Here is a 25,713-nt window from a genome sequence, read left to right on the forward strand (position 1 = left end):
AGCGCGTCCTACTGGGCTGCCAGCACCTCCATGCGGCCCGTCGCCGTGCGCGCCGAGAATTGCGGCCGGTACATGTCCTCGACGCTTGCGGCCGGATGGTCATAGGTGCCGGGCGTCACGGCGCGCACGACATAGGCGAGGGTTATCTCGCGGTTGTCGCCCGTCGATCGGTCGAAGGCCGCAACGAAGCGGTCGCTGCGGAATTCGGTGTGGGCGGCCTCGACCTCGCCGATCCATTCGAAGTTCGAAAGCTGGGCACTGTCCACGAGGCTCGGATTGTCGATCTCGAAACCGGCGGGGAGGAGATCGGTGATCAGCACGCGCGACGGCCAGTCATTGCTCTCCGTGACCTTCAGCACGACGACATAGCGCTCGTTCTGCCGCGCCTCCATGACATTCGCTTCGACGCCGTCGAGCGTGTAATAGGTCCGTTCGATGGTGAAGCCATTGCCGCCGGCCGAGAGTGGCTGCTGAGGGGCGGCAACCGTCGTCACGACGGCAGAGACAGCATCGGCGGAGTTGTTGCGGATGACGACCGGATGTTCCATCAGCGCGTCGCCGGTGATGCGCGCGGCGTAGCTGCCGCTGCGTCCCGCACCATTAATCTCCAGCCTCATGTCCTCATCGCCACCCTGGATGGCGCGAGCTGCAAGCAGCATCCAGGCCTGTTCCTGGGTGCTCGTGTAGCGTGACTGCTGCCACTCTTTGGCGACGATCTTCGAAAGTTCCGGAATGATCGGCGGCACGGGCCGGCTTTCGGCGGCGAGCGCCAGCACCGCGGCACCGTCGCGCAGCGACGATCCGTAGTCGGAGCGGGCGAGGCTGACATTGACGAGACCCGTCGACATGTTGACCGCGGCCGCGAAGATCTCCTGTGAACGCTCGGCGTCGCCGTAGAGCGCCAGTGCTGCGGCGATGTGCGCCTTTGAGAGCGGCGTCGGGAAATCGCCGAGCATCGTGTCGGCATAGTAACGAAGATCACTGATCGCGGCCTTGCGGTCGCGCGCAAGCACATACAGCGCATAGGCGATCTCGTTGCCCCGGTCCTTGACATTCGTCTCGTAGCTCAGCGTGTTCTGCAGGTTTTCGAGTGCCTGCACCATCGCCTGTTCCGGGACGTCGAACTTCTGTTCCCGCGCACGGGTCAGGAAGTCGGTGACATAGGCGTCGAGCCAGAGATCGCCGGAACCGGGGCTCCACAGGCCGAAGCTGCCGGCAGACGACTGATAGGAAAGCACGGTGTAGATCGCCTCCTGCACGCGCTTGGCCACGGCTTCGTCCTCGGCCAGTCCGGATTGCTTCGAAAGCTCACTGAGGTAGAGCAGCGGCAGGGCGCGGCTCGTCGTCTGCTCTGCACAGCCATAGGGGTAGCGATCGAGCGCCATCAGGAGCGCAGGGATATCGAAAGCGGCAGAGCGCGTGACATTGAGGCTGACGGAGGCGCCCTGCAGCACGCTGTCGGCGAGCAGCTGGTCGTCGACCGTCAGGCTGCTGCCGGCGGCGATATTGACGACCTGGCGCTCAGTGATCGGCAGCGTTGCCGGTCGCACCGGGATGTCCAGCGTCTGTTCGAGCGACGGGCCGGCAGCGCCCGCGAGCGTCACCGTCACCAGGCCGCCGCCCGGATACTGGCCGACGAGCGGCAGTTTCACGGCGGATTTGCCGCCGGCTTCAAGCCGCAGGGTTTGCGCGGCGCCGGTCTGTTCGACGGTCAGCGGACCGTTCGACGTCACCTGCAGTTGATAATCGCCGGCGGGACCGTCCGTATTGGCAATATCGAGCCGCAATTCCGCCCGGTCTCCCGGAGCCAGGAACTTCGGCAGGCTTGCGGTTACGACCACTGGATCGCGGATGACCACGTCCTTAACCGCATCGCCGACGCCGGACTTCGTCCAGGCAACCGCCATCACCCGCGCCGTTCCGTTGAACGGGGGGATATCGAAGCGGACCTTCGCCTCGCCGTCCGCATCGAGCTTCACGGGCCCGGAGAAGAAGGCAACCAGCTTTTCCGTCGGCGGGTTGCCCTGCAGCGGCATCTGGCCTCCATCGCCGCCCGTGCGCAGCCGACCGGTGGCACCGAGCGAGCCGTCGATCAGCCGCCCGTAGAGATCGCGGATCTCCAGGCCCAGCCGTCTCTGGCCGAAATACCAGCCGTCCGGATCGGGAGTTTCATAGCGCGTCAGGTTCAGAATACCGACGTCGACCGCGGCAACCGTAACGTAGGCGTCCTCGTTCGCGCCGGCGCCTCTCACCTTCAAGCTGATATCGAGGGGCTGGCGCGGCTGCGTCTTCTCAGGCACGTCGAGCGTTATGGCAAGCTTGCGTTCCGCAGGATCGACCGCCAACCACTTGACCCCGATCGCCCGCATCGGCATGCGGCTTTCCTGAGCGTCGCCGGGGCGATAGAGCGTCGCCGTCACATAGGCGCCGGCACCCCAATCGGCGGTGACCGGCAGCTCCACTTCGCCACCGGCTTCGGCGATCGACGCCGTTTTCGTCGTGATCAGGTTCTCCGTACCGACGGTGACCAGGAGCTCGCCGGCAAATCGCGGCGAGACCTTGAGCTTCGCCGTCTCTCCGACCGCGTAGTTCTCCTTGTCGAGGGCGATCTCGAGCCCGTCCGGGGTCTCCGTCGACGTCGCCGCGACATACCAGCCGGCGTCGAACTCGACGCTAGAGGTAGGGCCATCCATTGCCGCCGTCTCTATCTCGAGCCGATAGCGACCCCAGCCGACTGGCACGGCGATCTCCGCGCCGCCTTGCGCGACATCCACCGTGCCGTTCGCCACTTGTTTGGTGGAGATCACCGGCTCATATTTCCAGGCGGTTCCGTCGCGATACCATTGATAGTTCCGCTCGACGCTGACGAGCTTCCAGACGAGGCCGGGCATCGGCACCTTCGCCCCGTCCGCGCCGAGAGCGATGACGTGGAATTTGCCGACCGAATTCTCGGCAAGATCGCCGGAAAACTCCGGTTTGATGCCGATCATCGGCCCTTCCGGCTTCACCGGCAGGGTCAGCGAACGCTCGACCGCCCTCCCGCCGGCCTCCCGCATGCGCACCGTTACATTGGCGTTGAGCAATTGCGTGGTCGCGGGAACCTCGGTCAGATCCACGTTGAAGCCGGATTTCCCGTTCTCGTCGAGCGGTTCGAGACCTTCCAGCGGCAAACGGCTGTCCTCGCTCGCCTCCTCGTCGGCAAGGCCGAAGAAGTAGCCCTTGAAGGCTTCGCTCTCACGTGTCGGCTTGACCGAAATCCCGCCTTCGAGCGTCAGGCCCGCGGCCGGCGCGCCATAGAGGAAGCGGCCGTCGACGGCGACCTCGATCGGCGTTCCGACCTCGATCGCCTTTGCTTGGCTGGTCAGGTCGAATTCGGTCCGGTCCGGCACGAAATCATCGACAAGGAACTGCTTCTCGCCGATCGCCGGGCCCTTCGGATCGGTGAAGATCTGCATCGTCCAGGTGCCGCGCATGGCGTTTTCGGGGATCGGCAGATCGAGTGTGTGGCCGCCGAGCTTGCCGCCACCGCTGACGAGACGGCGATCCTCCACTCCGTCCGGCCGCAGGAAGACGAAGGTGAGCGGCAGGTTCTCGATCGCCGCACCATTGACGTCGCGGGCAAGTGCGGCCGCATGAACGGTCTCGCCAGCGCGATAGATGCCACGCTCGGTCCAGGAGAAGAGGTCGATCGCGCCGGGGGCCGCGCGGCCGGTGACACCGCGGTCGGAGAGGTCGAAACCGGCGCGCGTCATATCGAGAAAGACATAGTCGTCATCGCCCTTCTTGGCGGTGATGACGGCAGGCGTCATGCTGGCCGTGCCACGGATCAGACCGGCGGCGAAGGTCGCGCGTCCTTCCGCGTCGGTCGTCGCGGTGCCCAGCACTTCGTTGTTCTTCGCGACGAGCTGCAGTTCGACATCACCGAGCGGTTTGGCGCTCGCGAGCGAGCGGACGAAGACGTTGAGCCCGTCCGTGCCGGCATAGGTCGAAATGCCGATGTCGGAGACGACGAACCATTGCGTGGCACGTGCATCCCAATCCTGGGTGAGGCCGGTCCCCGACGTGGCCGTCAGCACGTAGACGCCTGGCTTGCGCTTCGGCAGCACTTCGTCGACCGGGAAGCTCGTGACCGCTTCCTTGTTCAGCTCGGTTTCGATGTCGATGCCACCTTGCCAGACGAGTTCGCCGCTTTGGTCCTTGATGAGCTCTTCGCCGTAACCGTCGATCTGGGTCAGGAACTGTGAACTGGTGAGCAGCGACGAGATGCTGCGGTCGCCGATGCGGTAGAGCTTGAGGTTGGCGCTTTCCGTATTCACCGAAACGATCGGGATGCCGCGCCGCGCGGTGGACGGCAGCACGAAGCTGTCTCCGGTGAAGCGCACCATCGGCGAGCGGTCTTTGACATAGATGTCGAGGCTGACCGGCGTTTCGATGATTTCGTCGACGGAGGAGGGCAGACCCGGTCGGAATGCAAGCTTGTAGCGTTGCCCGTGCTTCAGGCCTTCGACGCAGATTTCGCTGCCCTTCGCTTCGACGGCCTGCGGCGCCGCGCCGTCGAGCGTGACGAAGGAGGCGTAATCCGGACCGTTCTTCAGGAGCTGCTCGGAGAATTGCACGCAGGCGCGGGGGCTGGCGCTGTCGGCATCGATCGTGTGCCCGGTAACGCGGAACCCTTGGCGCGCTTTGAGATCGAGATAGGCGGTTTCCACGGTCTTTGCCTGGACGAGCTCAAGGCTCGCCTTGTAGGCGCTGAGCGCCGCGCGATAGTTCTGCAGGTTTTCGAGCGCCCGAGCGAGAACGGCGAGCGCTTCCGCGCGACTTTGGGTTGTCCGGGCCAGTTGGTAGCCGTTGAGCGCGGCCAGGGCGGCCTCGCTCGCCATGTCCGCGCCGTTGGTGAAACGGTTTGCCGTCTGGGCGGTTTCCAGCCACAGCGCACCGTCGTCGGGCGTGATCGCCAACGCGCCGCGGAACGCCTTGAGCGCTTGAACGAAGTTGCCGGAGGATGATTCTCTGCGGGCCGTTTCGATCAGTCCATTCACGCCGAAACCAAGCTGGTCTTCAGTCAGAGCAAGGTTCGCCTTGACTTCGCGCGCCTGCTGCAGGAGTTCCTCCGAGATGAAGGAAAGGCTGGGCGGGGCGCCGATGTCGGGCTCGCCGGACGGCGTCGCGACGATCTTTCCGGCGATCGCCCCTGTAAACGTGTTCAGCTGATTGAAGTCGGATTTGAGGAAACACCACTTCACCTTTGGATTGTAGGTGAAGGCCCTGCAGGATCGATCGGCAATGCAGGCGTTCTGGCACTGATCGAGCGAGACGTTTTGCTCGGTGCGCAGGTCGAAGCCGAAATAGTCGGCATCGCGCGTGAGCTCGATGCTGCGGTCGGTTTCAGCCGCCGCGGCAGGCGTTCCAAGGGAAACGAGCGTGAGAAGAAGGGTCGAAAGGCCGAAAAACGCGCGCATAGACATGACGTCCTCCCCAACGCTGCCCGTTTCGATTGAGCATCACTCTTTCAACCTTCCTCGGGCGTTGTCAACCGAGCAGCGAGGAGGAAGGCACAGCTCGCCGATCGACCGGCGCTGCAACCGGAGGCATTCTTTGGGGAGGCTTAGGCGAGTACCGGCGCGAAGGCGCTCATTGCGCCGCTATAGGGCTTCTCGAGCGGCGATGCGTAGGAGCCGCGCTTGCTGGTTTTAAGCCCTTGCGCCACCAGCGCCTCGGCCTGTTTGACGGCGGCCGAGACGCCGTCGATGACCGGCACTCCATATTCGCGCTGGAGCGACTGGGCGAGGTCGGCCATGCCGGCACAGCCAAGAACGATCGCCTCGGCGCCGTCCTGATCGAGCGCCAGTTCGATCTGGCGTTTCAGCTTGGGGAGCGCCGCGGACGCCTTGTCCTCCAGTTCGAGCACCGGAACATCGGCGGCCCGGACCTTGGCCCGTTCGCCCGCGCCGTAGCGGCGGACCAGGTTCTCGATGAGCACGCGGGAGCGCTCGAGCGTGGTGACGACGGTGAAGCGCTCGGCGAGCAGCGCGGCCGTCATCACGGCGGACTCGCAAAGGCCGAGCACGGGGATGTCGGCAAGCGTGCGTGCCGCGTCGAGCCCGGTGTCGTCGAAACAGGCGATGATCGCGGCATCAGCCCCGGCCGCCTGACCATCACGGATTTCCATAAGCAGGCCGGGCACGGCGATCGCCCCGTCGTAGTGCCCCTCGATCGAGGCAGGTCCGCTCTTCGACGTGGCGGAGATGATTTCGGTGCCGTGCGCGGCCACCCCGCGCGCAGCTGCCGCGGCCTTCTCGGTCATCGAGACGGTTGTATTCGGATTGACGATCAGAATGCGCATGGATGTCAGCTTATTCTTGCCTGCCGGCGCCTGAGTACCAGGATGACGGCGAGTGCGATGAGGATGATTGTGAAGGAGAACAGCGTCGTGACTGTGCCGAGCGCATAGAGCACCGGCGTCGTCACATTGGTGGTCATCGCATAGATTTCGAGCGGCAACGTATTGTAGGTGCCGGACGTCATCAGCGTGCGGGCGAATTCGTCATAGGAGAGGGTGAAGCCGAAGAGGCCGACGCCGACGAGGCTCGGAGCGATCATCGGCAGCACCACATGGCGGAAGGTCTGCCAGGACGTGGCACCGAGATCGCGCGCGGCTTCCTCATAGGCCGGCGAGAAGCGGTTGAAAACGGCGAACATGATCAGCACGCCGAAGGGCAGCGTCCAGGTCAAGTGTGCGCCGAACCCCGAGGAATACCAGGCTGGCTTCAGCCCGAACTGCTGAAAGACGACGCCGATGCCGAGCGAGATGATGATCGAGGGCACGACGAGGCTTGCGACAGTCATGTAAAACAGCGCCGTCGAGCCGCGGAAACGGTGGCGGAAGGCAAGGCCTGCCAGCAGCGCCACGACGACGTTGACGACCATCACCATCAGTCCGAGCATGAAGGAGCGGCGGAACGAGGCGCCGAAATCGCCGACCGCCTGCTTCTCGAAAAGATTGTAGAACCAGCGCAGCGAAACGCCGTGCATGGGGAAAGTGAGGCCGCCATCCGGCCCTTGGAAGGAGAGGATCAGGACGGCCGAGAGCGGCCCATAGAGAAACAGGACGAAGAGCGCGAAGAAGGCGGCAAGTACGTAGAATTCCTTGGATCGTGCTTCGCGACTCATGTCAGAGCTCCTTGCGGATATCGACGATCCTCAGGATCGCCGCGACCATCAGAAGGACGACGACCAAGAGCACGACCGCGTTGGCGGCGGCTGCCGGATACTGCAGCAAGGACATCTGGTTCTTCATCATCAGCGCGACGGATGCGCTTTGGCCGCCCGACATGACCTGAACGGTCGAAAAATCGGCCATGACCAGCGTCACGACGAAAATCGATCCGATCGCCATGCCCGGTTTTGCGAGCGGCAGGATCACGTTCCAGAGGATTTGCCAGCCGTTTGCGCCGCAGTCGCGCGCGGCCTCGATCAGCGAACGGTCGATGCGCATCAGCGTGTTGAAGATCGGCGTCACCATGAAGAGCGTGTTGAGATGCACCAGGGCGAGGACCACGGCAAAATCAGAATAGAGCAGCCATTCGATCGGTTCGGGAATGACGCCGAGCTTGATCAAAGCCGAATTGACGAGGCCGTTGCGGCCGAGAACGGGGATCCAGGAGATCATCCGGATGATGTTCGAGGTGAAAAACGGCACGGTGCAGACGAGGAACAGCACCATCTGCATCGTCGTCGTGCGGATATGGAAGGCGAGGAAGTAGGCGACCCAAAAGCCGATCACGAGCGTCAGCGCCCAGGTAAGGACGGTGAACTTCAGCGTGTTGAGATAGGTCTTCCAGGTAACCCAGGAGCCGAGCGTGTCGGTATAGTTCATCGTCAGGAAATCGGGGTAGAGGCCCGCGAAATCGTAATCCCAGAAGCTCACGACGATGATCATCAGGATCGGCAGGATGAAGAAGAAGCCGAGAATCAGGAGGAGGGGCGTGGCCTGGAGGTAGGCTGTGAGCCATCGGGGCGCGACGAGGGAGCGGGGCGCTTTGCCCGCCTTCATTTCTCCCGAGGTTGTGACTGCCGTCATGGTCTATCTTCTCCAAAAGCTTTCTGGCAGCCCCTCACGCCTGCTGGCACCTTCTCCCCGCAGGCGGGGAGAAGGGACGCGCGGCGGCATTCTCGTCCCTCTCAGCCGTCGCGGAAGAGAGGTGCGGGCGGCATTCTCGTCCCCTATCCCCGCGCGCGGGGAGAGGGCTAGTGGTGAGGGGCAGCCGACTTGAAAAGCGACCGCCTGCGCAACCGGTTAGGCCGCGATGAATTCGTTCCAGCGGCGGACCATGTAGCGGTCTTCGTCCATCACCGAGTTCCAGCAGGCGACCTTGCCCATGCGTTCCTCGAAGGAGCCGCCGTCGCGCACGGCGCCGGCCTTCTCCATGACCTTGCCTTCCGGCGAGAGAATGTCGCCCTTGGCGGGCTTGCCTTCGACCCAGAAGCCCCATTCGTCCTCGGACATGTGGGCCTTCGCGGTTTCCATGGCCGCCGAGTAGTAGCCCTGACGGTTGAGATAGGCGCCAACCCAACCGGAGAGATACCAGTTGATATATTCATAAGCCGCGTCGAGCTGCGCGCCCTGGAGATGGGCGGCAAGGCCGAGGCCGCCGCCCCAGGCGCGGTAGCCTTCCTTCAGCGGCTGGTACTTGCAGGCGATGCCTTTCGAGCGGACGGCAGCGACGGCCGGCGACCACATGGATTGGATGACGACCTCGCCCGAGGCCATGAGGTTGACGCTCTCGTCGAAGGACTTCCAGAAGGCGCGGAACTGGCCGTCCTGCTTGGCCTTGATGAGGAAATCGATCGTCCGGTCGATCTCGTCCTTGGTCATGTTGCCCTTGTCGGCATATTTGATGTTGCCCATAGCCTCCATGATCATCGCGGCGTCCATGATGCCGATCGACGGGATGTTGAGGATCGCCGTCTTGCCCTTGAAGGCCGGGTCCATGATGTCGGCCCAGGTGCTGATCTCGCGGCCGACGAGATCCGGGCGAATGCCGAGCGTGTCGGCGTTATAGATGGTCGGGATGAGCGTCATCCACTGCGTCGGCTCCTTGGCGAAGGCCTTCGAGTCCTGTGCATCCACGAAACCGACCGTATGCGGAGCGGTGCCTTGCGCGACCACGCTATCCGGTTTCAGCTTGCCATTAATGAAAAGCGGCACGATCTTGTCGTAATACTTGATCTTCGAAACATCCATCGGCTGCATGACGCCGGTCGGGAAGACCTTTTTGGCGATCCAATATTCGATGTCGGCGATATCGTAGGAGTCCGGCTGGGTGACGGCGCGCTGCGCCGCGGCATCGGAGTCGGTCGCCGTCATTTCCAGCGTGATGCCGAGGTCTTCCTTGCACTTCTCCGCGATCGCATTGATGTTTGAGACGCCGGTGCCGAACTGGCGGAGCGTGATCGGGTTCTGCGCCCAGATGGTCGGGAAGCCGGTGATCGCGCCCGAACCGGCAATGGCGCCGACGGCGGCCGCCCCTGTCTTCAGCAACGAACGCCGCGAGATGCCCTTTGCGGGCGTAGCACTCTTTGTTTCAGTGGTCATGCTTTCGTTCCCCTTTTGGTGGTGCTTGATGGGCTGATTTGAGCAGGATCGGGCAGTTAGCCGCTTCTTCTCCCCGCTTCAGACTGAAATGCGGCCGAGGGGGATCACATCCTCCAAGGCCCAACTGAGCGATACCGCGTCGCCGGTCGACACGGGTTTCTTGAAGTATTCGGCGTCGGGGACGAGGACGTTGAAGTCGTCACTGCCGGCTCCGAAGACGGTGATCTTCACGGAGGCGCCGCGATATTCGACATTCGAGACCACGCCCTCAAAGCCGAGCGATTTCTCCAAGGCGGGGCCGAGCCGCACACGATCTGTACGGATGCCGATATCGATGGGCTTTCCAACCTCCTGCGCGATATCGCGAACCGCGAACGTCTGGCCCTCCGGCACAGCCAGCGTAACGATGCCGTCTTCGATTGCGGCCACGCGGCCGGAAAGCACGTTGTGGTCGCCCATGAAACGAGCGACGAAGGCGGTCGCCGGCCTTTCGAACACGGTTCGGGGTGCTGCCGCCTGTTCGATCCGACCGTTGTTCATGATGATGATGACGTCGGCGAGAGCCATCGCCTCTTCCTGGCTGTGCGTGACATGCACGAAGGTGATGCCGAGCGTCTTCTGCAGCTTCTTGAGTTCCGCGCGCATGCGGATCTTCAGGAAGGGATCGAGCGCTGAGAGCGGCTCATCGAGGAGCAGCGCTTCCGGGTCGGTGATGAGCGCGCGAGCGAGCGCCACGCGCTGCTGCTGGCCTCCGGAAAGCTGCGCCGGCCGGCGCGTCGCATAGGCCTCCATCTGCATCAGCTTGAGCATTTCGAGCGCCTTGGCCCGGCGTTCTTGCTTCTCAATGCCCATCATCTTCAGACTGAAGGCGACATTGTCGACAAGGTCGAGATGGGGAAAGAGCGCATAGGACTGGAACATCATCGCGGTGCCGCGCTTTGCCGGCGGGAAGTCGGTCACGACGACGTTGCCGAGGCGGATATCGCCCGACGAGATGCTTTCATGTCCGGCGATCATGCGCAGCGTCGATGTCTTGCCGCAGCCCGAGGGACCGAGAAGGCAGCAATAGCTGCCGGCCGGGATCTTCAGGCTGATGGCGTGAACAGCCGTCGTGGCGCCATAGACCTTTGAAACGGAGGCGATATCGATTTCTGCTGCTTTGGACATGCCCGCTTTCTCCTTGCAGCGGACAAGAAGCATCAAGCATGCCAGTTTGCTAAAAGGCTGATTTCGCGGCTAAGTTCGTCGAACGAGCCGGTCCGTTCCGCCCGCAGCCGAAATTGCCTGCACATTTAATAGGCGTTTGTCAGCAAAGAATGCCTACTATTGTATACAATCTAAGCAGCGAGTTGAGCACAATTAATGGTTAACTTCGAGCATGCCGCGCGCTAGAGTGTCGGCACTGTTCGGATTCCCAGTCTCATGACTTCAGCCAATTTCACCGCGGCGGAAAACGCCATCGACATCGGCGCCCAGCAGATTCGCGACGCGTTGCGCGAGGCGATCGTCGAACGCCGTCTGGCGCCCGGAACGAAGCTTTCCGAAAATGACGTCGGCAGCCTGTTCAATGTCAGCCGCACGCTCGTGCGTGCCGCCCTTCAGGCCCTGGCATATGAAGGGCTCGTCAATGTCGAGAAGAACCGCGGAGCCTTCGTCGCCCATCCTTCCGTCGCCGAGGCGCAGCAAATCTTCGCGACGCGCCGGCTTATCGAACCCAGTGTGATCCGGGATGCGGCGCGCCACATTCAAAAGGCTGAGATCAAGGACCTGCGAGAGCTGCTGGCGCAAGAGGAGCGATTGACGAACCAGCGCGGCGCCACCGCCCGCCGGGCCGAGATCAAGGCGTCGGGCGATTTCCATCTGGCGATCGCCGCGATCACGGGCAATGCCATTCTGAAGCGGTTCATGGACGAACTCATCGCGCGTTCTTCCCTTGTGATCGCGCTCTACGGCCAGTCGGTGATCTCGAGCTGCGGCCACAACGAACATCAGGAAATCGTCGATGCCCTGGAGAAAAATGACGTCGACGGCGCCTGCGCGCTGATGCTCAAGCATATCGATCACATCGAGGCGGATCTCGACTTGCGAACGACGAAGAAGGGCGGCGATCTCAGGGACGCCCTGCAGTTGTGATGGAACGCGCAGCGCGCGGGCCTGCTTGATTGGCATTCTCTCGACCGTCGTGCCGCCTGACGCACGCCTTGCGGCCAGAGCTTGATCTGTGATATTTCTCACAAAAAATGTTGCGCCACATTCGCAAGTCGCTGGTACGGAAAGACCATGGCCAATCGCAAGTCGACACGTATCATCGCAATGGCCGACGCGCTTGCGGCGCGACGGGTGCTACACTTGAAAGAGGCGGCGGCGTTGCTCGGCGTATCGGAAATGACGATCCGCCGCGACGTGGCCGACAATCCCGGTCTCTTCGGATATCTTGGAGGCCATATCGTTCCGGCCGCGGAGATCGAGGGCGATGCGCCCTACGAACTCGCGCGCGCGGCCGACAGCCATGCGGCGGCAAAACGGGAGGCTTGCGTCCACGCCGCCAAGCACATCCGCCCCGATGAGACGATCTTCATCGATTGCGGTACGACGCTTGAATATTTGGTCGACTTGATACCGGAAAATTACTCAATAACAGCAGTGTGTTACTCTCTGAACGCGGCGGAGCGGCTGACGCGTAAGCCGAATGTTCGGATCGTCATGCTCGGCGGCGTCTATCACCCGTCCTCGGCTTCCTTTTCCGGCGGTTCCGGGCTCGACACGCTGGATCAGCTCGGCATCAACGTCGCGTTCCTCTCTGCGGCCGGCGTCGATCCGGTGAGGGGCGCGACCTGCGTTCATTTTCATGAGGTGCCGGTCAAGCAGAAGGCGATCTCGCTGGCGCGCGAGAGCTACCTCGTCGTGGACACGAGCAAGATCGGCAGGCTGAAGGCGGCCTTCTTCGCGCCACTCAGCGTCTTCCAATCGGTTATTACGGAAGAAGGGGCGGCGGCAACAGCCGCCAACGCGGTCCCGCTGTCCAGCAAGTTATGATAGTTTGCCTCGGAGCGGGACGCCCTCGCTTGACACGCTGGGTAAAATGATGTGATCGTAACAATAACGTTGTTATAAAAATAACACCACGCCGGACGGCTTGCGGTGCACCGCCTTGTGATTCTGGAAGATCGAGGAGAAGTCTGTTGGAAGATCTTGCTCGGAAAAGTGTGGTGGCGGTGGAAGAACATCCCGCCGGCGCTGGTCATAACTGGCCGCGCAACGACGGCGTCGAGCTCGACCTTTCCTGGGTGCTCGACCAGCGCGTAAACCTATCTGCCGCCGAGCGGCGCGTCGCGACGCTGCCGGGGCGGAGGACGGTCAAGAAGGATGCGCAGGCCGCCTGGCTGCTGAAAGCGGTGACCTGCATCGATCTCACCACGCTCAATGGCGACGACACGACGGAGCGCGTCAAGCGTCTCTGCGCCAAGGCACGCCAGCCGGTGCGCCAGGATATTCTCGATGCGCTTGGCATGGGTGATCGCGGCATTACGACCGGTGCAGTCTGCGTCTATCATCGCTTCGTTTCGACGGCGGTCGAGGCGCTGAAGGGCTCGGGTATTCCGGTCGCCGCCGTTTCTACGGGCTTTCCTGCCGGCCTCGTGCCGCATGACGTGAAGCTTAAGGAAATCGAAGCCTCGGTCGCTGACGGCGCGCGGGAAATCGATATCGTGATTACCCGCGAGCACGTGCTGACCGGCAACTGGCAGGCGCTTTACGAGGAGATGCGCGACTTCCGTGCCGCCTGCGGCGATGCGCATGTCAAGGCGATCCTCGCAACCGGCGATCTCAAGACGCTGCGCAATGTCGCGCGCGCCTCGCTCGTCTGCATGATGGCGGGCGCCGACTTCATCAAGACCTCGACCGGCAAGGAGGGCGTGAATGCGACGCTGCTCGTCACCCTCGTCATGCTGAGAATGATCCGCGCCTATGAGGAGCGGACGGGCATCAAGGTCGGCTACAAGCCGGCCGGCGGCATTTCCGCCGCGAAGGACGTGCTGAACTACCAGTTCCTGATGAAGGAGGAGCTCGGGCGGGAATGGTTGGAACCCGACCTCTTCCGCATCGGGGCATCGAGCCTGCTCGCCGACATCGAGCGCCAGCTCGAACATCATGTCAGCGGTGCCTATTCGGCCCTCAACAGACACCCGATAGGATAATCCGATGAGCGTCGCCAAATTCTTCGACGAAATGTCTTACGGTCCCGCGCCCGAAGCCGATACGGAGGCACGCCAGTGGCTCGCGCGCCACAAGGGCAAGTTCGGCCACTTCATCAACGGCACGTTCGTCGAGTCCGTCTCCGGCAAGACGTTTGACAGCTTCGAGCCAGCAACGGGGGCGCTCCTCGCGAAGATAGCGCTCGGCGGCCGTGATGATGTGAACGCCGCCGTAGCGGCCGCACGCAAGGCGCAAGGCCCCTGGGCGAAACTGCCTGGCCATGCCCGTGCCCGTCATCTCTACGCACTCGCCCGCATGGTCCAGCGTCATGCCCGCCTGATCGCGGTCGTAGAAGCCCTCGACAATGGCAAACCGGTCCGCGAGACGCGCGACATCGACATCCCGCTTGCTGCCCGCCATTTCTATCACCACGCCGGCTGGGCGCAGCTTCAGGAGACGGAATTTGCCGATCAGGTGCCGGTCGGCGTCGTCGGCCAGGTCATCCCCTGGAACTTTCCGTTCCTGATGCTTGCCTGGAAGATCGCGCCGGCTTTGGCGCTCGGCAATACGGTGATCCTGAAGCCGGCCGAGTTCACGCCGCTCACGGCCTTGCTGTTTTCGGAACTCGCCTCCGCGGCCGGTTTGCCGCCGGGCGTCTTGAACATCGTGACGGGCGAGGGTGAGACGGGGGCGCTGATGGTCGAGCACGAGGATATCGACAAGATCGCCTTCACCGGTTCGACCGAGGTCGGCCGTCTGATCCGCGAGAAGACCGCCGGTTCGGGCAAATCGCTGACGCTGGAGCTCGGCGGCAAGTCGCCCTTCATCGTCTTCGACGACGCCGATATCGACGGGGCGGTCGAGGGCGTCGTGGACGCGATATGGTTCAATCAGGGTCAGGTCTGCTGCGCCGGATCACGCCTCCTCGTGCAGGAGGGCGTGGCGCCCGTTTTCCACGAACGGCTGGCGCGGCGCATGGAGACGCTCCGCGTCGGCCATCCGCTCGACAAGGCGATCGACATGGCGGCGATCGTCGCGCCCGTGCAGTTGCAGCGCATCGAAGGCATGGTCGCGAAGGGCTTGGCCGAAGGCGCGTCGCTGCATCAGCCGAAGATCGAGTTGCCGAAGGGCGGCAGCTTCTATCCGCCGACGCTGCTCACCAATGTCCAGCCGACCTCCGTTGTCGCCTCGGAGGAGATTTTCGGGCCGGTGGCCGTGTCCATGACCTTCCGCACGCCGGAGGAGGCGATCCAGCTTGCCAACCATGCCCGCTACGGCCTTGCCGCCAGCGTCTGGAGCGAAACGATCGGGCTGGCTCTGCATGTCGCGGCAAAGCTCGCCGCCGGCGTCGTCTGGGTCAACGCCACCAATCTCTTCGACGCATCGAGCGGCTTCGGCGGGAAACGCGAATCCGGCTTCGGCCGCGAAGGCGGAAAGGAAGGCTGCTACGAATATCTGAAGCCGAAGGCCTGGGTCGGGCGCAAGCTCCGTGCCGAATCCAACGTGCCGGTTCTGAAGCCCGTGGCCGGTGAGTTCGCGACGCCGACACTCGACCGCACCGCCAAGCTCTTCATCGGCGGCAAGCAGGCGCGGCCGGACGGCAACTATTCGCGGCCGGTGCTTTCGCCGAAGGGCAAGGTGATCGGCGAGGTCGGCGAGGGCAATCGCAAGGACATCCGCAACGCCGTCGCCGCCGCACGGGGGGCCTCCGGCTGGTCGTCGGCAACCGCGCATAACCGGGCGCAGATCCTCTACTACATCGCCGAGAACTTGAGCGCCCGAGCGCCGGAATTCGCCGATCGCATCGCTGCGATGACCGGGGCCTCGGCCGCCAATGCCAGGACGGAGGTGGACGCCTCGATTGCGCGTCTCTTCAGCTACGGCGCCTGGGCGGACAAATACGAGGGCGTCGTACACCAGCCGCCGTTGCGCGGCGTGGCGCTGGCCATGCCGGAGCCGCAAGGGGTTGTCGGCGTCATCTGCCCGCCGGAAGCGCCTCTGCTTGGGCTTGTCAGTCTTGTCGCGCCGCTCATTGCCGTCGGCAATCGCGTCATCGCCGTTCCAAGCGAACCGCATCCGCTGGCCGCGACCGATTTCTATTCCGTCCTCGAGACCTCCGACGTCCCTGCCGGCGTGATCAATATCGTCACCGGCTCGACGATCGAACTCGCCAAAACGCTCGCCGCCCATAATGACGTTGACGCGCTCTGGGCGTTCGGCTCGCCGGAGCTCTCGACGCTCGTCGAAAAGCTGTCGGTCGGCAATCTGAAGCGCACCTTCGTCGACTACGGTAAGGCCATCGACTGGATGGATCGTTCGGCCGCCGAGGGGCAGGCGTTTCTGCGCCGAGCGGTCGATGTCAAGAACATCTGGATTCCTTACGGCGAGTAGGGATCCGCCCTTTTCGGCCGCGGAGAGAGCCGGAAGAGTGGGGAAAGCGGAGCAGCCCTGTTGACGATCGGCGCCGGAAACGGCCTGATGCGACCCGCGCCACCCGTAAGCGGTGGCGTTTTGGAGGAAGACAGAAATGCTCAAGAATCTCGATCCGGCCCTCAATGCGGACGTGCTGCACGCGCTTCGCTCAATGGGCCATGGCGATACGTTGGTGATCTCCGACACCAATTTCCCGTCGGATGCGATCGCCCGCCAGACGACACTCGGCAAATTGCTCCACATCGACAACGTTTCAGCCGCGCGCGCGGTGAAGGCCGTGCTTTCGGTTCTGCCGCTCGACACGCCGCTCCAGCCCTCGGCGGGGCGCATGGAGGTCATGGGCGCGCCCGACGAAATCCCGCCGGTGCAGCGCGAGGTCCAGGCCGAAATCGATCGCGCCGAGGGCAACCCCGCCCCCATGTACGGCATCGAGCGCTTCGCCTTCTACGAGGAAGCGAAGAAGGCCTATTGTGTCATCACCACCGGCGAGACGCGCTTCTACGGCTGCTTTCTTTTCACCAAGGGTGTCATCCCGCCGGAATCAATCTGAGAGATCGCGGTATGGCCGAGCTCAAAGTGAGGACGCGGGAAACAGGGGCCACCGCCGTCGTCGGCCGCACCGGCTTCCCGCAGGTCACGTCGCTCACCGGCGGCGAGCTCGACATCGTCACCAGCCCTTCTCAGCCGGGGTTCGGACCGCTCGATCTGCTCTATGCCTCGCTCGCGAGCTGTCTAGTCCTCAGCGCTCGGATCGCGGCGAGCCGATTCGGGGTGCTCGACAAGCTCACGGAGGTTTCGGCCAAAGTGACCGGCGGGAAGGCTCATGACGAACCGTCGCGGGTGGCGCGTTTCGACATCGAATTCGTCATCAAGGGCGATTTCGACGATACGGTCCGGCATGCCATCGCCGAGGCGGCGGAAAACGAAATCTGCACGGTCAGCAACACCTTGCGGGGCAATCCAGAGTTCGCGAGCAAACTTGTCGGCTAATACGAAGCCGTCGCGGCTTTGCCTCGAGGACTTGGGACGGGATCGCAGGAGGGCGTACCTGCGGTCGTGGGAACCTTCGCGTAGCAAGCCGCGTTTGTAATTGCTGACTGCGATTTTCATAACTGCGAGCTTGGCATCGCGCGGCACCGGAAACACGCAGGGCAGTGACCTTCGGGAGGTTGTCGAGCGTTTCCACGGACACCTCTGACCCGCTTCGCGACATCAGGCTTCAGCCGAACGTGACGCGAAGATGACGCCCGCCTCCCTCCCGCATGAGGAGGCAGTGTCATGACTTGGAACGACAGTAACACCTCGACGGCGCCGCAAGGAGCCGCGTCCACGCCGACAATGGCACGGACGACCCGCAACCCCCGCAGCACGCTGCAGATTGCCGGCCATCCAATTCACCCGATGCTCATTCCGTTTCCCGTTGTCTTCGTCGTGACCACGTTGTTCTGCGACCTCGCCTTCTGGCAAACAGGCTCGTCATCCTGGTCAGTCGCGGCGCTATGGCTGCTCGGAGGAGCGTTGGTTTTTGGCGCATTGGCCGCACTCGCCGGTTTGACGGATTTCCTGGGCGAGCCTCTCGTCCGGCAACTGACGGCTGCCTGGTATCACTTCATCGGCAATGCGGCGGCAATCGCACTGACGGCGATCAACTTCTATCTGCGGTATGCGAACGGTGATCAAGCGGTGATCCCGGAGGGGTTGCTGCTTTCTCTCATCGTGGTCGGCATTTTCCTTTTCACCGGCTGGCAGGGCTGGGAGATGGTTTATCGCCATCGGGTCGGCGTCTCCGACGAGCTGTAATCTCACTGCATCGTGCCTACGTCTGAACTGCAAGGCACGTTTCCCGATAGGCGTGGGGGTCGAATTCTGTTTATTGGCACCGGCATTCTGCGCAAACCTGCTGGCGTCGATCGTGATTTTTTGATCGACTGATCAGCAACGAAACAGCTCCAAGCCAAGGTGCCGAACGAATGTCGCAGCCGCGCTCTGCCTTCAACTTCAATCAGATCATCGTCCGTACCCCTTCGCGCTCGGTCGTCAACGGCTTGCGCGCGGAGGATCGCGGCAGCCCGACCTATGAGGGCGTCAAGGCCGAGCACGAGGCTTATGTCCAGGCGATGCATGAGGCCGGCGTGAAGGTCACGGTGTTGCCGGCGCTCGAGGCCTTTCCGGACTCGATCTTCGTGGAGGATCCCGCGCTAGTCTTCACTGAAGGCGCGATCCTGCTGCGCCCAGGCGCGGCCACGCGCGTCAAGGAAGTCGAGGAAATCGCGCCGACGCTCCACGATATGTTCGAAACCGTCCTTGAGCTGCCGGCCGGCTATGCCGATGGTGGCGACGTGCTGACGACCCGGGAAAGCGTCATGATCGGGCTTTCCGCGCGCACCGACAGGGCGGGCGCCGAAGCGCTGCAGGGCTGCCTCGCAAAGCTCGGACGCAAGAGCGAGATCGTCGCGACACCCGCAGGCGTGCTACACTTCAAGACCGATTGCTCGCTGCTCGATGACGAGACGATCCTTTCCACCAATCGGTTGGCGCGTTCCGGCGTCTTTGAAAACTTCAGGCAGATGATCATTCCCGAAGGCGAGGAGCCGGCCGCCAACGCCCTTCGCGTCAACGACGTCGTCATGGTCGGTTCCGATTTTCCGCGCACGACCGAGATGCTCGACAAGGCCGGCTACAAGGTCGTGCCGCTGAAGACCACGGACATCGGCAAGATCGATGCCGGCCTCTCCTGCATGTCGCTGAGATGGTTCAGCTGCGGAAAAGATGCGTGAGTCGGAGCCGCACAGGCAACGGACGATACCGGATCGTCGCAGGCGCGCGAGCTGCCCTACTTAATTGTTCGGGCGCGCCCAATCTGCTATCATTTTAGGTGCAGCTAATACGGCTTGGGACAGCCGCAGGCCGACACAATGACAACGATGAACGCGATCCGGGAGAACGGCCATGAAACGGCTTCTAACGGCCGCTGCCCTATTGGCAGCGAGCAGTTTGGTTGCAGTGCAGGGCGCAGCCGCCGACGACGCTGCACTGATCAAAAGCGCTGAATCCGCTGCGCCCTCCGGGGTAGCAAGCGGTGCTGCGATCCATGCTATGGACGAGAAGGGCAACATGCGCACGTTGAGGGAGGGCACGAACGGTTTCTGGTGCATGCCGGACGTTCCGGCCACGCCTGGCCCGGACCCGATGTGCGGCGATGCGAATGCAATGGAATGGGCGACGGCATGGATCCAAAAAAAGGAGCCGCCCAAAGGGAAGGTGGGCTTCATCTATATGCTGGCCGGCGGCAGCGACGCGAGCAACACCGATCCTTATGCGACAAAACCCGAAGAGGGTAACAACTGGGTGGAAACCGGTCCGCACGTCATGATCGTCAATGCGACGGACATGATGCAAGGCTATCCGACGGAGGCCAAGCCCGACACATCCCGGCCGTACGTGATGTGGGCCGGCACTCCCTACGCTCATCTTATGATACCGGTGAAATAGCGACAGCGAAAAAGCCGCGGGCGCGAACGGGCGTTCGCGCCCGCGAATTGCAGCTATGTGCTGGGTTGTTCATCGGAGGGGTTTTGGCTGCGTCGCTGGGAGGACGATCGCTAAGACATTGCAGGAAAGAATCCTCCTGCGGCGCATCGGATCTCTGATCACGGTTTTGGCAGCTACCTCCAGATTCGGCGGGGATGACCTCCGCACTACGTCGCCGGCGACATGTCCCCAAACACCGTCGGGATCAGTTCCGAGACCGTCGGATGGATATGCACGGCCCGCAAGATCGTCGTGTAGGGCTTCTTCGCATACATGACGTCGAGGATGCTCTGGATCGCCTCGTCGCCGCCCGTTCCGAGAATCGACGCGCCGAGGATTTCGTTCGTGTCCGCGTCGACGATGACCTTCATGAAGCCCTGCGTCTCGCCCTTTTCGACGGCGCGCCCGACCCGTGTCATCGGACGGGTGCCGATCATGAGCTTACGCCCGCTCTTGCGCGCCTCGGTCTCCGTCATGCCGGCGCGGCCGAGCGGCGGATCGATATAAAGTGCATAGGTCTGGATGCGATCGCTAACTCGGCGCGGGTCGTTGTCGATGAGGTTCGCGGCGGCGATCTCGAAGTCGTTGTAGGAGGTGTGTGTGAAGGCGCCGCGGCCGTTGCATTCGCCCATCGCGGAGATATGCGGCACGTTGGTGCGCAGGAAGTCGTCGACCTCGATATAGCCGCGCGCGTCAGTCTTCACGCCCGCTTTGTCGAGGCCGAGATCGTCCGTATTCGGACGGCGGCCGGTGGCAAGCAACACATCGGAGCCGATGACCTCGGGCGCTCCCGACGTGCAATCGACACCGGCGGCCACACCGTTCGGATGCTTGGCGAAGCGGATGCATTCGGCGTTGAGGCGAATATGAACTCCCTCCTTTTCGAGGATGGCGCGGATTGCATCGGAGACATCCGGATCTTCGCGTGCGATCAGGCGTGGCCCCTTTTCGATCACCGTGACCTCGGAGCCGAAGCGGCGGAACATCTGGGCGAATTCGAGCCCGATATAGCTGCCGCCGATGATCACCAGATGGCCGGGCAGATGGTTGAGCTCCATGATCGAACTGTTGGTGAGATAGGAAACCTCGTCGATACCGGCAAAATCCGGGACAGCGGCGCGCGCACCCACGTTAAGAAAGACCTGTTCGCTGGAGATCAGCTCTTCGCCGACGCGGATTTCGGTCGGGCTTTCGAAGCGCGCATGGCCTTCCAGCACCGTACAGTTGTTCATGTTCTTCAGCCAGCTTTCGACGCCCGCACGGGCATCGAGCCGGACCTTCTCCTTTCGCGCCATGACGCGGGCGAAATCGACCGAGATGGGCCCGGTCGTCATGCCGTATTCGGCGCCGCGGCGCGCGGTGTGGATCGCGTAGGCGCTCGCGACCATCGCTTTCGTTGGCATGCAGCCCGTGTTGACGCAGGTTCCGCCGAAAAGTTTGCGCTCGACGAGGGCGACGGTCCGGCCGGCCTCCGTCAGCCGTCCTGCGAGTGACGGCCCAGCCTGGCCGGCGCCGATGATGATCGCGTCGAAGTTCCTGCTCATGACGACACCACCCAAAGTGCGAGTAAGATGGCAACCAGATCCTCGCCGCCGATCATTGCAACCAGGCATTTGCGGGCCTGATAGCCGCCGAGCGTGCCGATGACCGCGCCGCAGGAGCCACCGCTGACGATGCGCGCTCCGAATTGCTGCGGAACCGTACGGCTGGGCGTGCTCGGCTGCCGGTCCGTGACGTATTTTCAGAATGCCTGCAGACCAAAATATAAGGCATGGCCGAAGCCCATGAAGGCGGCCCAACTATTGGCGAGGAGAGTGACCGACTTCGGCGTCGAATGCAACTGGCCGCACGCGGCTAGATCGGCGATACTGCCGAGGCTCAACCGCAGGTCCGCGAAGGTGCCAGTGCCCTGTCCTTTTGCGGAACCCTGACATATATGGGATTCTCTAGTCGGAGCCACCGGAGAATCCGTGGCCAAGGGGAACAGACTATCGAGGGAGACCAATCATGCGCCTGACCCTGTTGAAGACATTTATCGGCACCGCTCTGGCCCTTGCACTCACCTCCGCGGTGGCCAGGGCCGACGTCGTGGTCTCCTCCAAGATCGACACGGAAGGCGGCGTCCTCGGCAACATCATTCTCGCCGTCTTGAATGCGAACAACATCAAGACCACCGATCGGGTACAACTCGGTGCAACCCCCGTCGTACGCAAGGCGATCACCGCCGGCGAGATCGACATCTATCCGGAATATACCGGCAATGCCGCCTTCTTCTTCGAAAAGGCCGACGATCCGGCCTGGAAGGATGCTGCCAAGGCTTACGAGCAGGCGAAAAAACTGGACTACGAAGCCAACAAGATCGTCTGGCTGACGCCGTCGCCCGCCAACAACACCTGGGCGATCGCGCTGCGCAAGGATGTCGCCGAGAAGAACAACCTCAAGACGCTCTCGGATTTCGGCAAATATGTCTCCGGCGGCGGTCAGGTCGTGCTCGCAGCCTCGTCGGAATTCGTCAACTCCGCGGCAGCCTTGCCCGCCTTCCAGAAGGCCTATTCCTTCGAGCTGAAGCCGGAACAGCTCATCACGCTTTCCGGCGGCGATACCGCCGCGACGATCGCCGCTGCAGCCAACCAGACGAACGGCGCCAATGCCGCGATGGTGTACGGCACCGATGGCGGCATCGCGCCCTCCGGCCTCGTCGTTCTCGAGGACGACAAAAACGTGCAGCCTGTCTACCAGCCGACGCCGATCATCCGCGAGGCGGCGCTCAAGGAAAATCCCGGGATCGAGAGCCTCTTGAAGCCCGTCTTCGAAAAGCTCGATCTGGTGACGCTGCAGGAGCTCAACGGGCGCGTGCAGGTCGGCGGAGAGCCGGCCAAGGCGGTCGCCGAGGATTTCTTGAAGAAGAATGGCTTTCTGAAGTAAGTCTGCGACAGGAGACGTTGCCCGGTCCGGATCGGGCAACGCCCCCGGAATAGCGCGTCGAGCGGATCATTTCATGGCGATCGGTATCATCGGGGACACAGAACGCAAGCCTCTCGCTTTTGATAAGCTCGGCGCGATAGTAGCAGCCCTTGCAGCCTATGGTGCGTTGCTTGCCCCCTTCGCAACGTTCAAGGCCAACCGCATCGTTCAGGGCGAAACCAGGGCGATTTGGGAGGCATTGCCGCCGTTGCTCGGCTATGGGCTCATCGCTCTTGTGACAGTGGCGGCTGTCATTGCACTGTTGAGGACACCCCTGACGGTGCGAATGGCTTCGGCCCTCGCAGTTCTGGTCGCGCTGTGCTTTCTCGCCGGAGCTGCCGCCGACAATCTGACGCCGCCGGACAATGCCTATGCCCGCGTTTCTCCGGCCTCCGGCTTCTGGATTCTTCTATTCGCCTTCGCGCTCCTTGTCGCCGATGCGCTAACGCGGCTCAATCCTGGGCCGGTCGTCCGCCTCCTCTTCCTCGCGGCCGTACTGGCACTCGTTGGCGGCATGCTTTTTGCCGGCGTGTGGGACGGGCTGTCGATACTGAAGGAATATGCGAGCCGAGCCGACACGTTCTGGGCGGAGGCGGGCCGCCACCTGACGCTGGCGCTCGGATCGCTCGCGGCGGCAACCGTCGTCGGCTTGCCACTTGGTATCCTCTGTCATCGGGTCGATCGTCTGCGGAACAGCGTGCTCGGTGTGCTCAACGCCATTCAGACCATTCCGTCGATCGCGCTCTTCGGCATTCTGATCGCGCCGCTCGGCTGGATCGCGGCGTATGTCCCCGGAGCGGCGGCGATAGGCATTCGCGGCATCGGGGTTGCGCCGGCCTTCGTCGCCCTCTTTCTCTATTCGTTGCTGCCCGTCGTCGCCAATACAGTTGTCGGCCTCGCCGGCGTGCCGCGTGCCGCCAACGATGCGGCGCGTGGCCTCGGCATGACCGACTGGCAACGGCTTGCCACTGTTGAATTCCCGCTGGCCTTTCCGGTCATCCTTACCGCAATTCGCATCGTGCTCGTCCAGAATATCGGCCTTGCGACCATCGCCGCCCTCATCGGCGGCGGCGGTTTCGGCGTCTTCGTCTTCCAGGGCATAGGTCAGACGGCCATGGATCTCGTGCTGCTCGGCGCGGTCCCGACCGTCGTCCTCGCTTTCGCCGCTGCTATCGTGCTCGATGCCTTGATCGAGATGGCCGCCTCCGATCGCAGCCAAGGCAGAGCCGCATGATCGAATTCGACCACATCACGAAGCGTTACGACGATACCGAAGTGGTCAGCGACGTGTCGCTGACCGTCGAGCCGCATACGGTTACCGTTGTCGTCGGCACGTCCGGCTCGGGCAAGACCACGCTTCTCAGAATGGTCAACCGCTTGGTCGAGCCGACCTCCGGCATGATCAGGATCGACGGCGAGGACAACCGGTCGGTGCCCGAATTCGAACTGCGCCGCCGCATCGGCTATGCGATCCAGGGACACGGTCTCTTTCCGCACCGCACGGTAGCGGAAAACATCGCCACCGTGCCGACACTACTCGGCTGGGAGAATGCGCGGATCAAGGCGAAGGTCGAGCAACTCCTGACGCTGTTCCAACTCGATCCCGACTTCTTCGGCGCGCGCTATCCGCATGAGCTTTCCGGCGGCCAGCAGCAACGGGTCGGCGTCGCGCGGGCGCTTGCGGCGGAGCCGAACCTGCTGCTGATGGACGAGCCCTTCGGCGCACTCGACCCGATCATCCGCGCCAAGGCGCAGGACGATCTGCTCGCCATACAAAAGCATTTCGGCACGACCATCATCCTCGTCACCCACGACATGGAGGAGGCCTTTCGTCTCGCCGACAAGATCGCCGTCATGGACAAGGGCGAGGTGCTGCAATATGCGACGCCGGCCGAAATGCTGGTGAGGCCGGCCACCCCCTTCGTCGAAGCATTGATCGGCAGCAGCGAAAGGCCGTTCCGGCTGCTTGCGATCGAAACGGCCGGCGATGCCGTCGAGCCCGGCGGTGCCGAAGGTGAGCCGATACCGGCGACACTCAGCCAGCGCGATGCCCTATCCGAGCTCCTCTGGTCCGGGCGTGCGGCCCTCCCGGTCGCCGCGGCGGATGGCGCTGTCATCGGCAAGGTGAGCCTCGCAGGCCTGGTCAAGCGCGCCGCGAGGCCTGAATAGATGGCGTCCCTTTCAAATCTTGCGCGCCTCTCGGTGCTGCTCCTGTTGTTGGTCTTCCTGCTCCAACCCATCTGGTTTGAGCCGCTGCTGAGGCCCTTGGTGCAGGCGAACGCGCCGGCGATCTACAATCGGGGCAGCCTGTTCTGGCTGACCATCCTGCATCTTCGAACGGTTTTCATTGCGACGGTTGCGGCAACCGTCGTCGCCGTATCGCTCGCGATCCTCGTCACGCGCAAGGCCGGCGCCGAGTTCCTGCCGGTGTCGCGCAGCCTCGTGAATATCGGCCAGACTTTTCCGCCGGTGGCGGTCCTCGCGCTCGCGGTTCCGATCTTCGGCTTCGGCGAGAAGCCGACGCTGATCGCGCTTTTCCTCTACGGCCTGCTGCCGATCTTCGAGAACGCGCTGACGGGACTGACGACACTGCCGCCCGCGGTCATGGAGGCCGCACGCGGCGCGGGTATGACCGAACGCCAGCAGCTCTTCAAGATCGAGCTCCCGCTGGCGCTGCCGGTTATCCTGACCGGCATCCGCCTTTCGGTCGTGATCAGCCTCGCGACGGCGACGATCGGCTCCACGGTCGCAGCCAAGACGCTCGGCGAGGTCATCATCGCCGGGCTGCAGTCGAACAATCTCGCCTTCGTGCTCCAGGGCGGGCTCATCGTCGCCGTGCTCGCGGTCCTCATCCATGATGCACTTCAGGGGCTGGAGCGGGCGCTCTCCAGCCGCGCGCACGTGTGAGGCGTGTTCAGCGCTCTTGAGTTCAGCCGCTTGGACGATGGTGACGGAGAAATACCGAAGTGCGTCGACGGTAGTTGGCGGGACTCCGT

Annotated in this window: 20 protein-coding genes; 13 read left to right on the forward strand and 7 right to left on the reverse strand. The window is 63.1% G+C overall.

The genetic code is table 11. From position 1 onward, the window contains the following. Positions 1–8 precede the first annotated feature (8 nt). From AYK65_RS26860 to AYK65_RS26885, 6 genes are all read right to left on the reverse strand, one after another. Positions 9–5,459 carry an alpha-2-macroglobulin family protein gene (locus AYK65_RS26860; RefSeq protein ID WP_081162213.1) on the reverse strand — a complete coding sequence of 1,817 codons (5,451 nt, stop codon included), beginning with the start codon at positions 5,457–5,459 and terminating at the stop codon, positions 9–11. A 146-nt stretch (positions 5,460–5,605) separates the two neighbouring features. Further along, the gene (locus AYK65_RS26865; RefSeq protein ID WP_026614921.1) at positions 5,606–6,343 is read right to left on the reverse strand and encodes an aspartate/glutamate racemase family protein; all 738 of its coding nucleotides are present in this window, start codon (positions 6,341–6,343) and stop codon (positions 5,606–5,608) included. A 5-nt stretch (positions 6,344–6,348) separates the two neighbouring features. Next, complete coding sequence (locus tag AYK65_RS26870) at positions 6,349–7,170, reverse strand: ABC transporter permease (RefSeq protein ID WP_026614922.1); 822 nt, start codon at positions 7,168–7,170, stop codon at positions 6,349–6,351. Position 7,171: 1 nt separating this feature from the next. Then, a complete protein-coding gene (locus AYK65_RS26875) occupies positions 7,172–8,053 on the reverse strand; it encodes an ABC transporter permease (protein ID WP_046119340.1) in 882 nt (293 codons plus the stop codon). A gap of 243 nt (positions 8,054–8,296) precedes the next feature. Then, positions 8,297–9,595 (reverse strand): ABC transporter substrate-binding protein, encoded by a 1,299-nt coding sequence (locus AYK65_RS26880; protein ID WP_081162216.1) that lies wholly within the window; start codon positions 9,593–9,595, stop codon positions 8,297–8,299. A 78-nt stretch (positions 9,596–9,673) separates the two neighbouring features. Then, positions 9,674–10,762, reverse strand: coding sequence for an ABC transporter ATP-binding protein (locus AYK65_RS26885; protein WP_026614925.1), 1,089 nt, complete (start codon positions 10,760–10,762; stop codon positions 9,674–9,676). Between the two features lie 255 nt (positions 10,763–11,017). On the opposite strand from AYK65_RS26885, the gene AYK65_RS26890 reads away from it, so the two are divergent. The 9 genes from AYK65_RS26890 (at position 11,018) to AYK65_RS26930 (ending at position 19,714) form a co-directional block, all read left to right on the forward strand. Then, complete coding sequence (locus AYK65_RS26890) at positions 11,018–11,728, forward strand: GntR family transcriptional regulator (RefSeq protein WP_046119244.1); 711 nt, start codon at positions 11,018–11,020, stop codon at positions 11,726–11,728. Between the two features lie 147 nt (positions 11,729–11,875). Beyond that, entirely contained in the window at positions 11,876–12,631 is a 756-nt protein-coding gene (locus tag AYK65_RS26895; protein ID WP_046119245.1) for a DeoR family transcriptional regulator, read from the forward strand. Positions 12,632–12,777: 146 nt separating this feature from the next. Continuing rightward, a complete protein-coding gene (gene deoC, locus AYK65_RS26900; RefSeq protein ID WP_046119246.1) occupies positions 12,778–13,791 on the forward strand; it encodes a deoxyribose-phosphate aldolase in 1,014 nt (337 codons plus the stop codon). Positions 13,792–13,795: 4 nt separating this feature from the next. Next, positions 13,796–16,180, forward strand: coding sequence for an aldehyde dehydrogenase family protein (locus AYK65_RS26905; RefSeq protein ID WP_026614929.1), 2,385 nt, complete (start codon positions 13,796–13,798; stop codon positions 16,178–16,180). A 136-nt stretch (positions 16,181–16,316) separates the two neighbouring features. Continuing rightward, complete coding sequence (locus AYK65_RS26910; protein WP_081162219.1) at positions 16,317–16,772, forward strand: RbsD/FucU family protein; 456 nt, start codon at positions 16,317–16,319, stop codon at positions 16,770–16,772. Positions 16,773–16,783: 11 nt separating this feature from the next. Next, positions 16,784–17,212, forward strand: coding sequence for an OsmC family protein (locus AYK65_RS26915; RefSeq protein WP_081162222.1), 429 nt, complete (start codon positions 16,784–16,786; stop codon positions 17,210–17,212). Positions 17,213–17,500: 288 nt separating this feature from the next. Continuing rightward, positions 17,501–18,022, forward strand: coding sequence for a DUF2231 domain-containing protein (locus tag AYK65_RS26920; RefSeq protein WP_338031520.1), 522 nt, complete (start codon positions 17,501–17,503; stop codon positions 18,020–18,022). A 170-nt stretch (positions 18,023–18,192) separates the two neighbouring features. Continuing rightward, entirely contained in the window at positions 18,193–18,999 is an 807-nt protein-coding gene (locus tag AYK65_RS26925; protein WP_026614933.1) for an arginine deiminase family protein, read from the forward strand. Between the two features lie 172 nt (positions 19,000–19,171). Further along, on the forward strand, positions 19,172–19,714 hold the full coding sequence (locus AYK65_RS26930) for a hypothetical protein (protein WP_026614934.1): 543 nt from the start codon (positions 19,172–19,174) through the stop codon (positions 19,712–19,714). Positions 19,715–19,920: 206 nt separating this feature from the next. Here the strand turns inward: AYK65_RS26930 and AYK65_RS26935 are convergent, their stop codons facing one another. Beyond that, positions 19,921–21,297: an FAD-containing oxidoreductase gene (locus AYK65_RS26935; RefSeq protein WP_081162355.1), complete on the reverse strand. Its 1,377-nt coding sequence runs from the start codon at positions 21,295–21,297 to the stop codon at positions 19,921–19,923. Positions 21,298–21,760: 463 nt separating this feature from the next. On the opposite strand from AYK65_RS26935, the gene osmF reads away from it, so the two are divergent. The 4 genes from osmF to AYK65_RS26960 all read left to right on the forward strand — a co-directional run bounded on the left by osmF (position 21,761) and on the right by AYK65_RS26960 (position 25,624). Next, positions 21,761–22,678 carry a glycine betaine ABC transporter substrate-binding protein OsmF gene (osmF, locus tag AYK65_RS26945; RefSeq protein WP_026614936.1) on the forward strand — a complete coding sequence of 306 codons (918 nt, stop codon included), beginning with the start codon at positions 21,761–21,763 and terminating at the stop codon, positions 22,676–22,678. 73 nt (positions 22,679–22,751) lie between these two features. Continuing rightward, positions 22,752–23,951 carry an ABC transporter permease gene (locus AYK65_RS26950; RefSeq protein WP_081162225.1) on the forward strand — a complete coding sequence of 400 codons (1,200 nt, stop codon included), beginning with the start codon at positions 22,752–22,754 and terminating at the stop codon, positions 23,949–23,951. Beyond that, positions 23,948–24,886 carry an ABC transporter ATP-binding protein gene (locus AYK65_RS26955; RefSeq protein ID WP_026614938.1) on the forward strand — a complete coding sequence of 313 codons (939 nt, stop codon included), beginning with the start codon at positions 23,948–23,950 and terminating at the stop codon, positions 24,884–24,886. The genes AYK65_RS26950 and AYK65_RS26955 overlap by 4 nt, the downstream gene beginning before the upstream one ends. After that, a complete protein-coding gene (locus AYK65_RS26960) occupies positions 24,887–25,624 on the forward strand; it encodes an ABC transporter permease (RefSeq protein ID WP_026614939.1) in 738 nt (245 codons plus the stop codon). It abuts the gene before it with no gap. Positions 25,625–25,713: the final 89 nt, after the last annotated feature.

Origin of the sequence: Ensifer aridi (assembly GCF_002078505.1) — a bacterium.
GTDB classification, from domain to species: Bacteria; Pseudomonadota; Alphaproteobacteria; order Rhizobiales; family Rhizobiaceae; genus Sinorhizobium; species Sinorhizobium aridi.

Bases quoted from the DNA above. Each gene is read 5' to 3' on its own strand.
- AYK65_RS26910 (WP_081162219.1), top strand. From the start codon at position 16,317: ATGCTCAAGAATCTCGATCCGGCCCTCAATGCGGACGTGCTGCACGCG.
- AYK65_RS26915 (WP_081162222.1), top strand. From the start codon at position 16,784: ATGGCCGAGCTCAAAGTGAGGACGCGGGAAACAGGGGCCACCGCCGTC.
- AYK65_RS26930 (WP_026614934.1), top strand. From the start codon at position 19,172: ATGAAACGGCTTCTAACGGCCGCTGCCCTATTGGCAGCGAGCAGTTTG.
- AYK65_RS26950 (WP_081162225.1), top strand. From the start codon at position 22,752: ATGGCGATCGGTATCATCGGGGACACAGAACGCAAGCCTCTCGCTTTT.
- AYK65_RS26960 (WP_026614939.1), top strand. From the start codon at position 24,887: ATGGCGTCCCTTTCAAATCTTGCGCGCCTCTCGGTGCTGCTCCTGTTG.
- AYK65_RS26890 (WP_046119244.1), top strand. From the start codon at position 11,018: ATGACTTCAGCCAATTTCACCGCGGCGGAAAACGCCATCGACATCGGC.
- AYK65_RS26880 (WP_081162216.1), bottom strand. From the start codon at position 9,595: ATGACCACTGAAACAAAGAGTGCTACGCCCGCAAAGGGCATCTCGCGG.
- AYK65_RS26955 (WP_026614938.1), top strand. From the start codon at position 23,948: ATGATCGAATTCGACCACATCACGAAGCGTTACGACGATACCGAAGTG.
- AYK65_RS26885 (WP_026614925.1), bottom strand. From the start codon at position 10,762: ATGTCCAAAGCAGCAGAAATCGATATCGCCTCCGTTTCAAAGGTCTAT.
- AYK65_RS26935 (WP_081162355.1), bottom strand. From the start codon at position 21,297: ATGAGCAGGAACTTCGACGCGATCATCATCGGCGCCGGCCAGGCTGGG.
- AYK65_RS26895 (WP_046119245.1), top strand. From the start codon at position 11,876: ATGGCCAATCGCAAGTCGACACGTATCATCGCAATGGCCGACGCGCTT.
- AYK65_RS26905 (WP_026614929.1), top strand. From the start codon at position 13,796: ATGAGCGTCGCCAAATTCTTCGACGAAATGTCTTACGGTCCCGCGCCC.
- AYK65_RS26925 (WP_026614933.1), top strand. From the start codon at position 18,193: ATGTCGCAGCCGCGCTCTGCCTTCAACTTCAATCAGATCATCGTCCGT.
- AYK65_RS26870 (WP_026614922.1), bottom strand. From the start codon at position 7,170: ATGAGTCGCGAAGCACGATCCAAGGAATTCTACGTACTTGCCGCCTTC.
- AYK65_RS26860 (WP_081162213.1), bottom strand. From the start codon at position 5,459: ATGCGCGCGTTTTTCGGCCTTTCGACCCTTCTTCTCACGCTCGTTTCC.
- AYK65_RS26865 (WP_026614921.1), bottom strand. From the start codon at position 6,343: ATGCGCATTCTGATCGTCAATCCGAATACAACCGTCTCGATGACCGAG.
- AYK65_RS26875 (WP_046119340.1), bottom strand. From the start codon at position 8,053: ATGAAGGCGGGCAAAGCGCCCCGCTCCCTCGTCGCGCCCCGATGGCTC.
- AYK65_RS26920 (WP_338031520.1), top strand. From the start codon at position 17,501: ATGACTTGGAACGACAGTAACACCTCGACGGCGCCGCAAGGAGCCGCG.
- osmF (WP_026614936.1), top strand. From the start codon at position 21,761: ATGCGCCTGACCCTGTTGAAGACATTTATCGGCACCGCTCTGGCCCTT.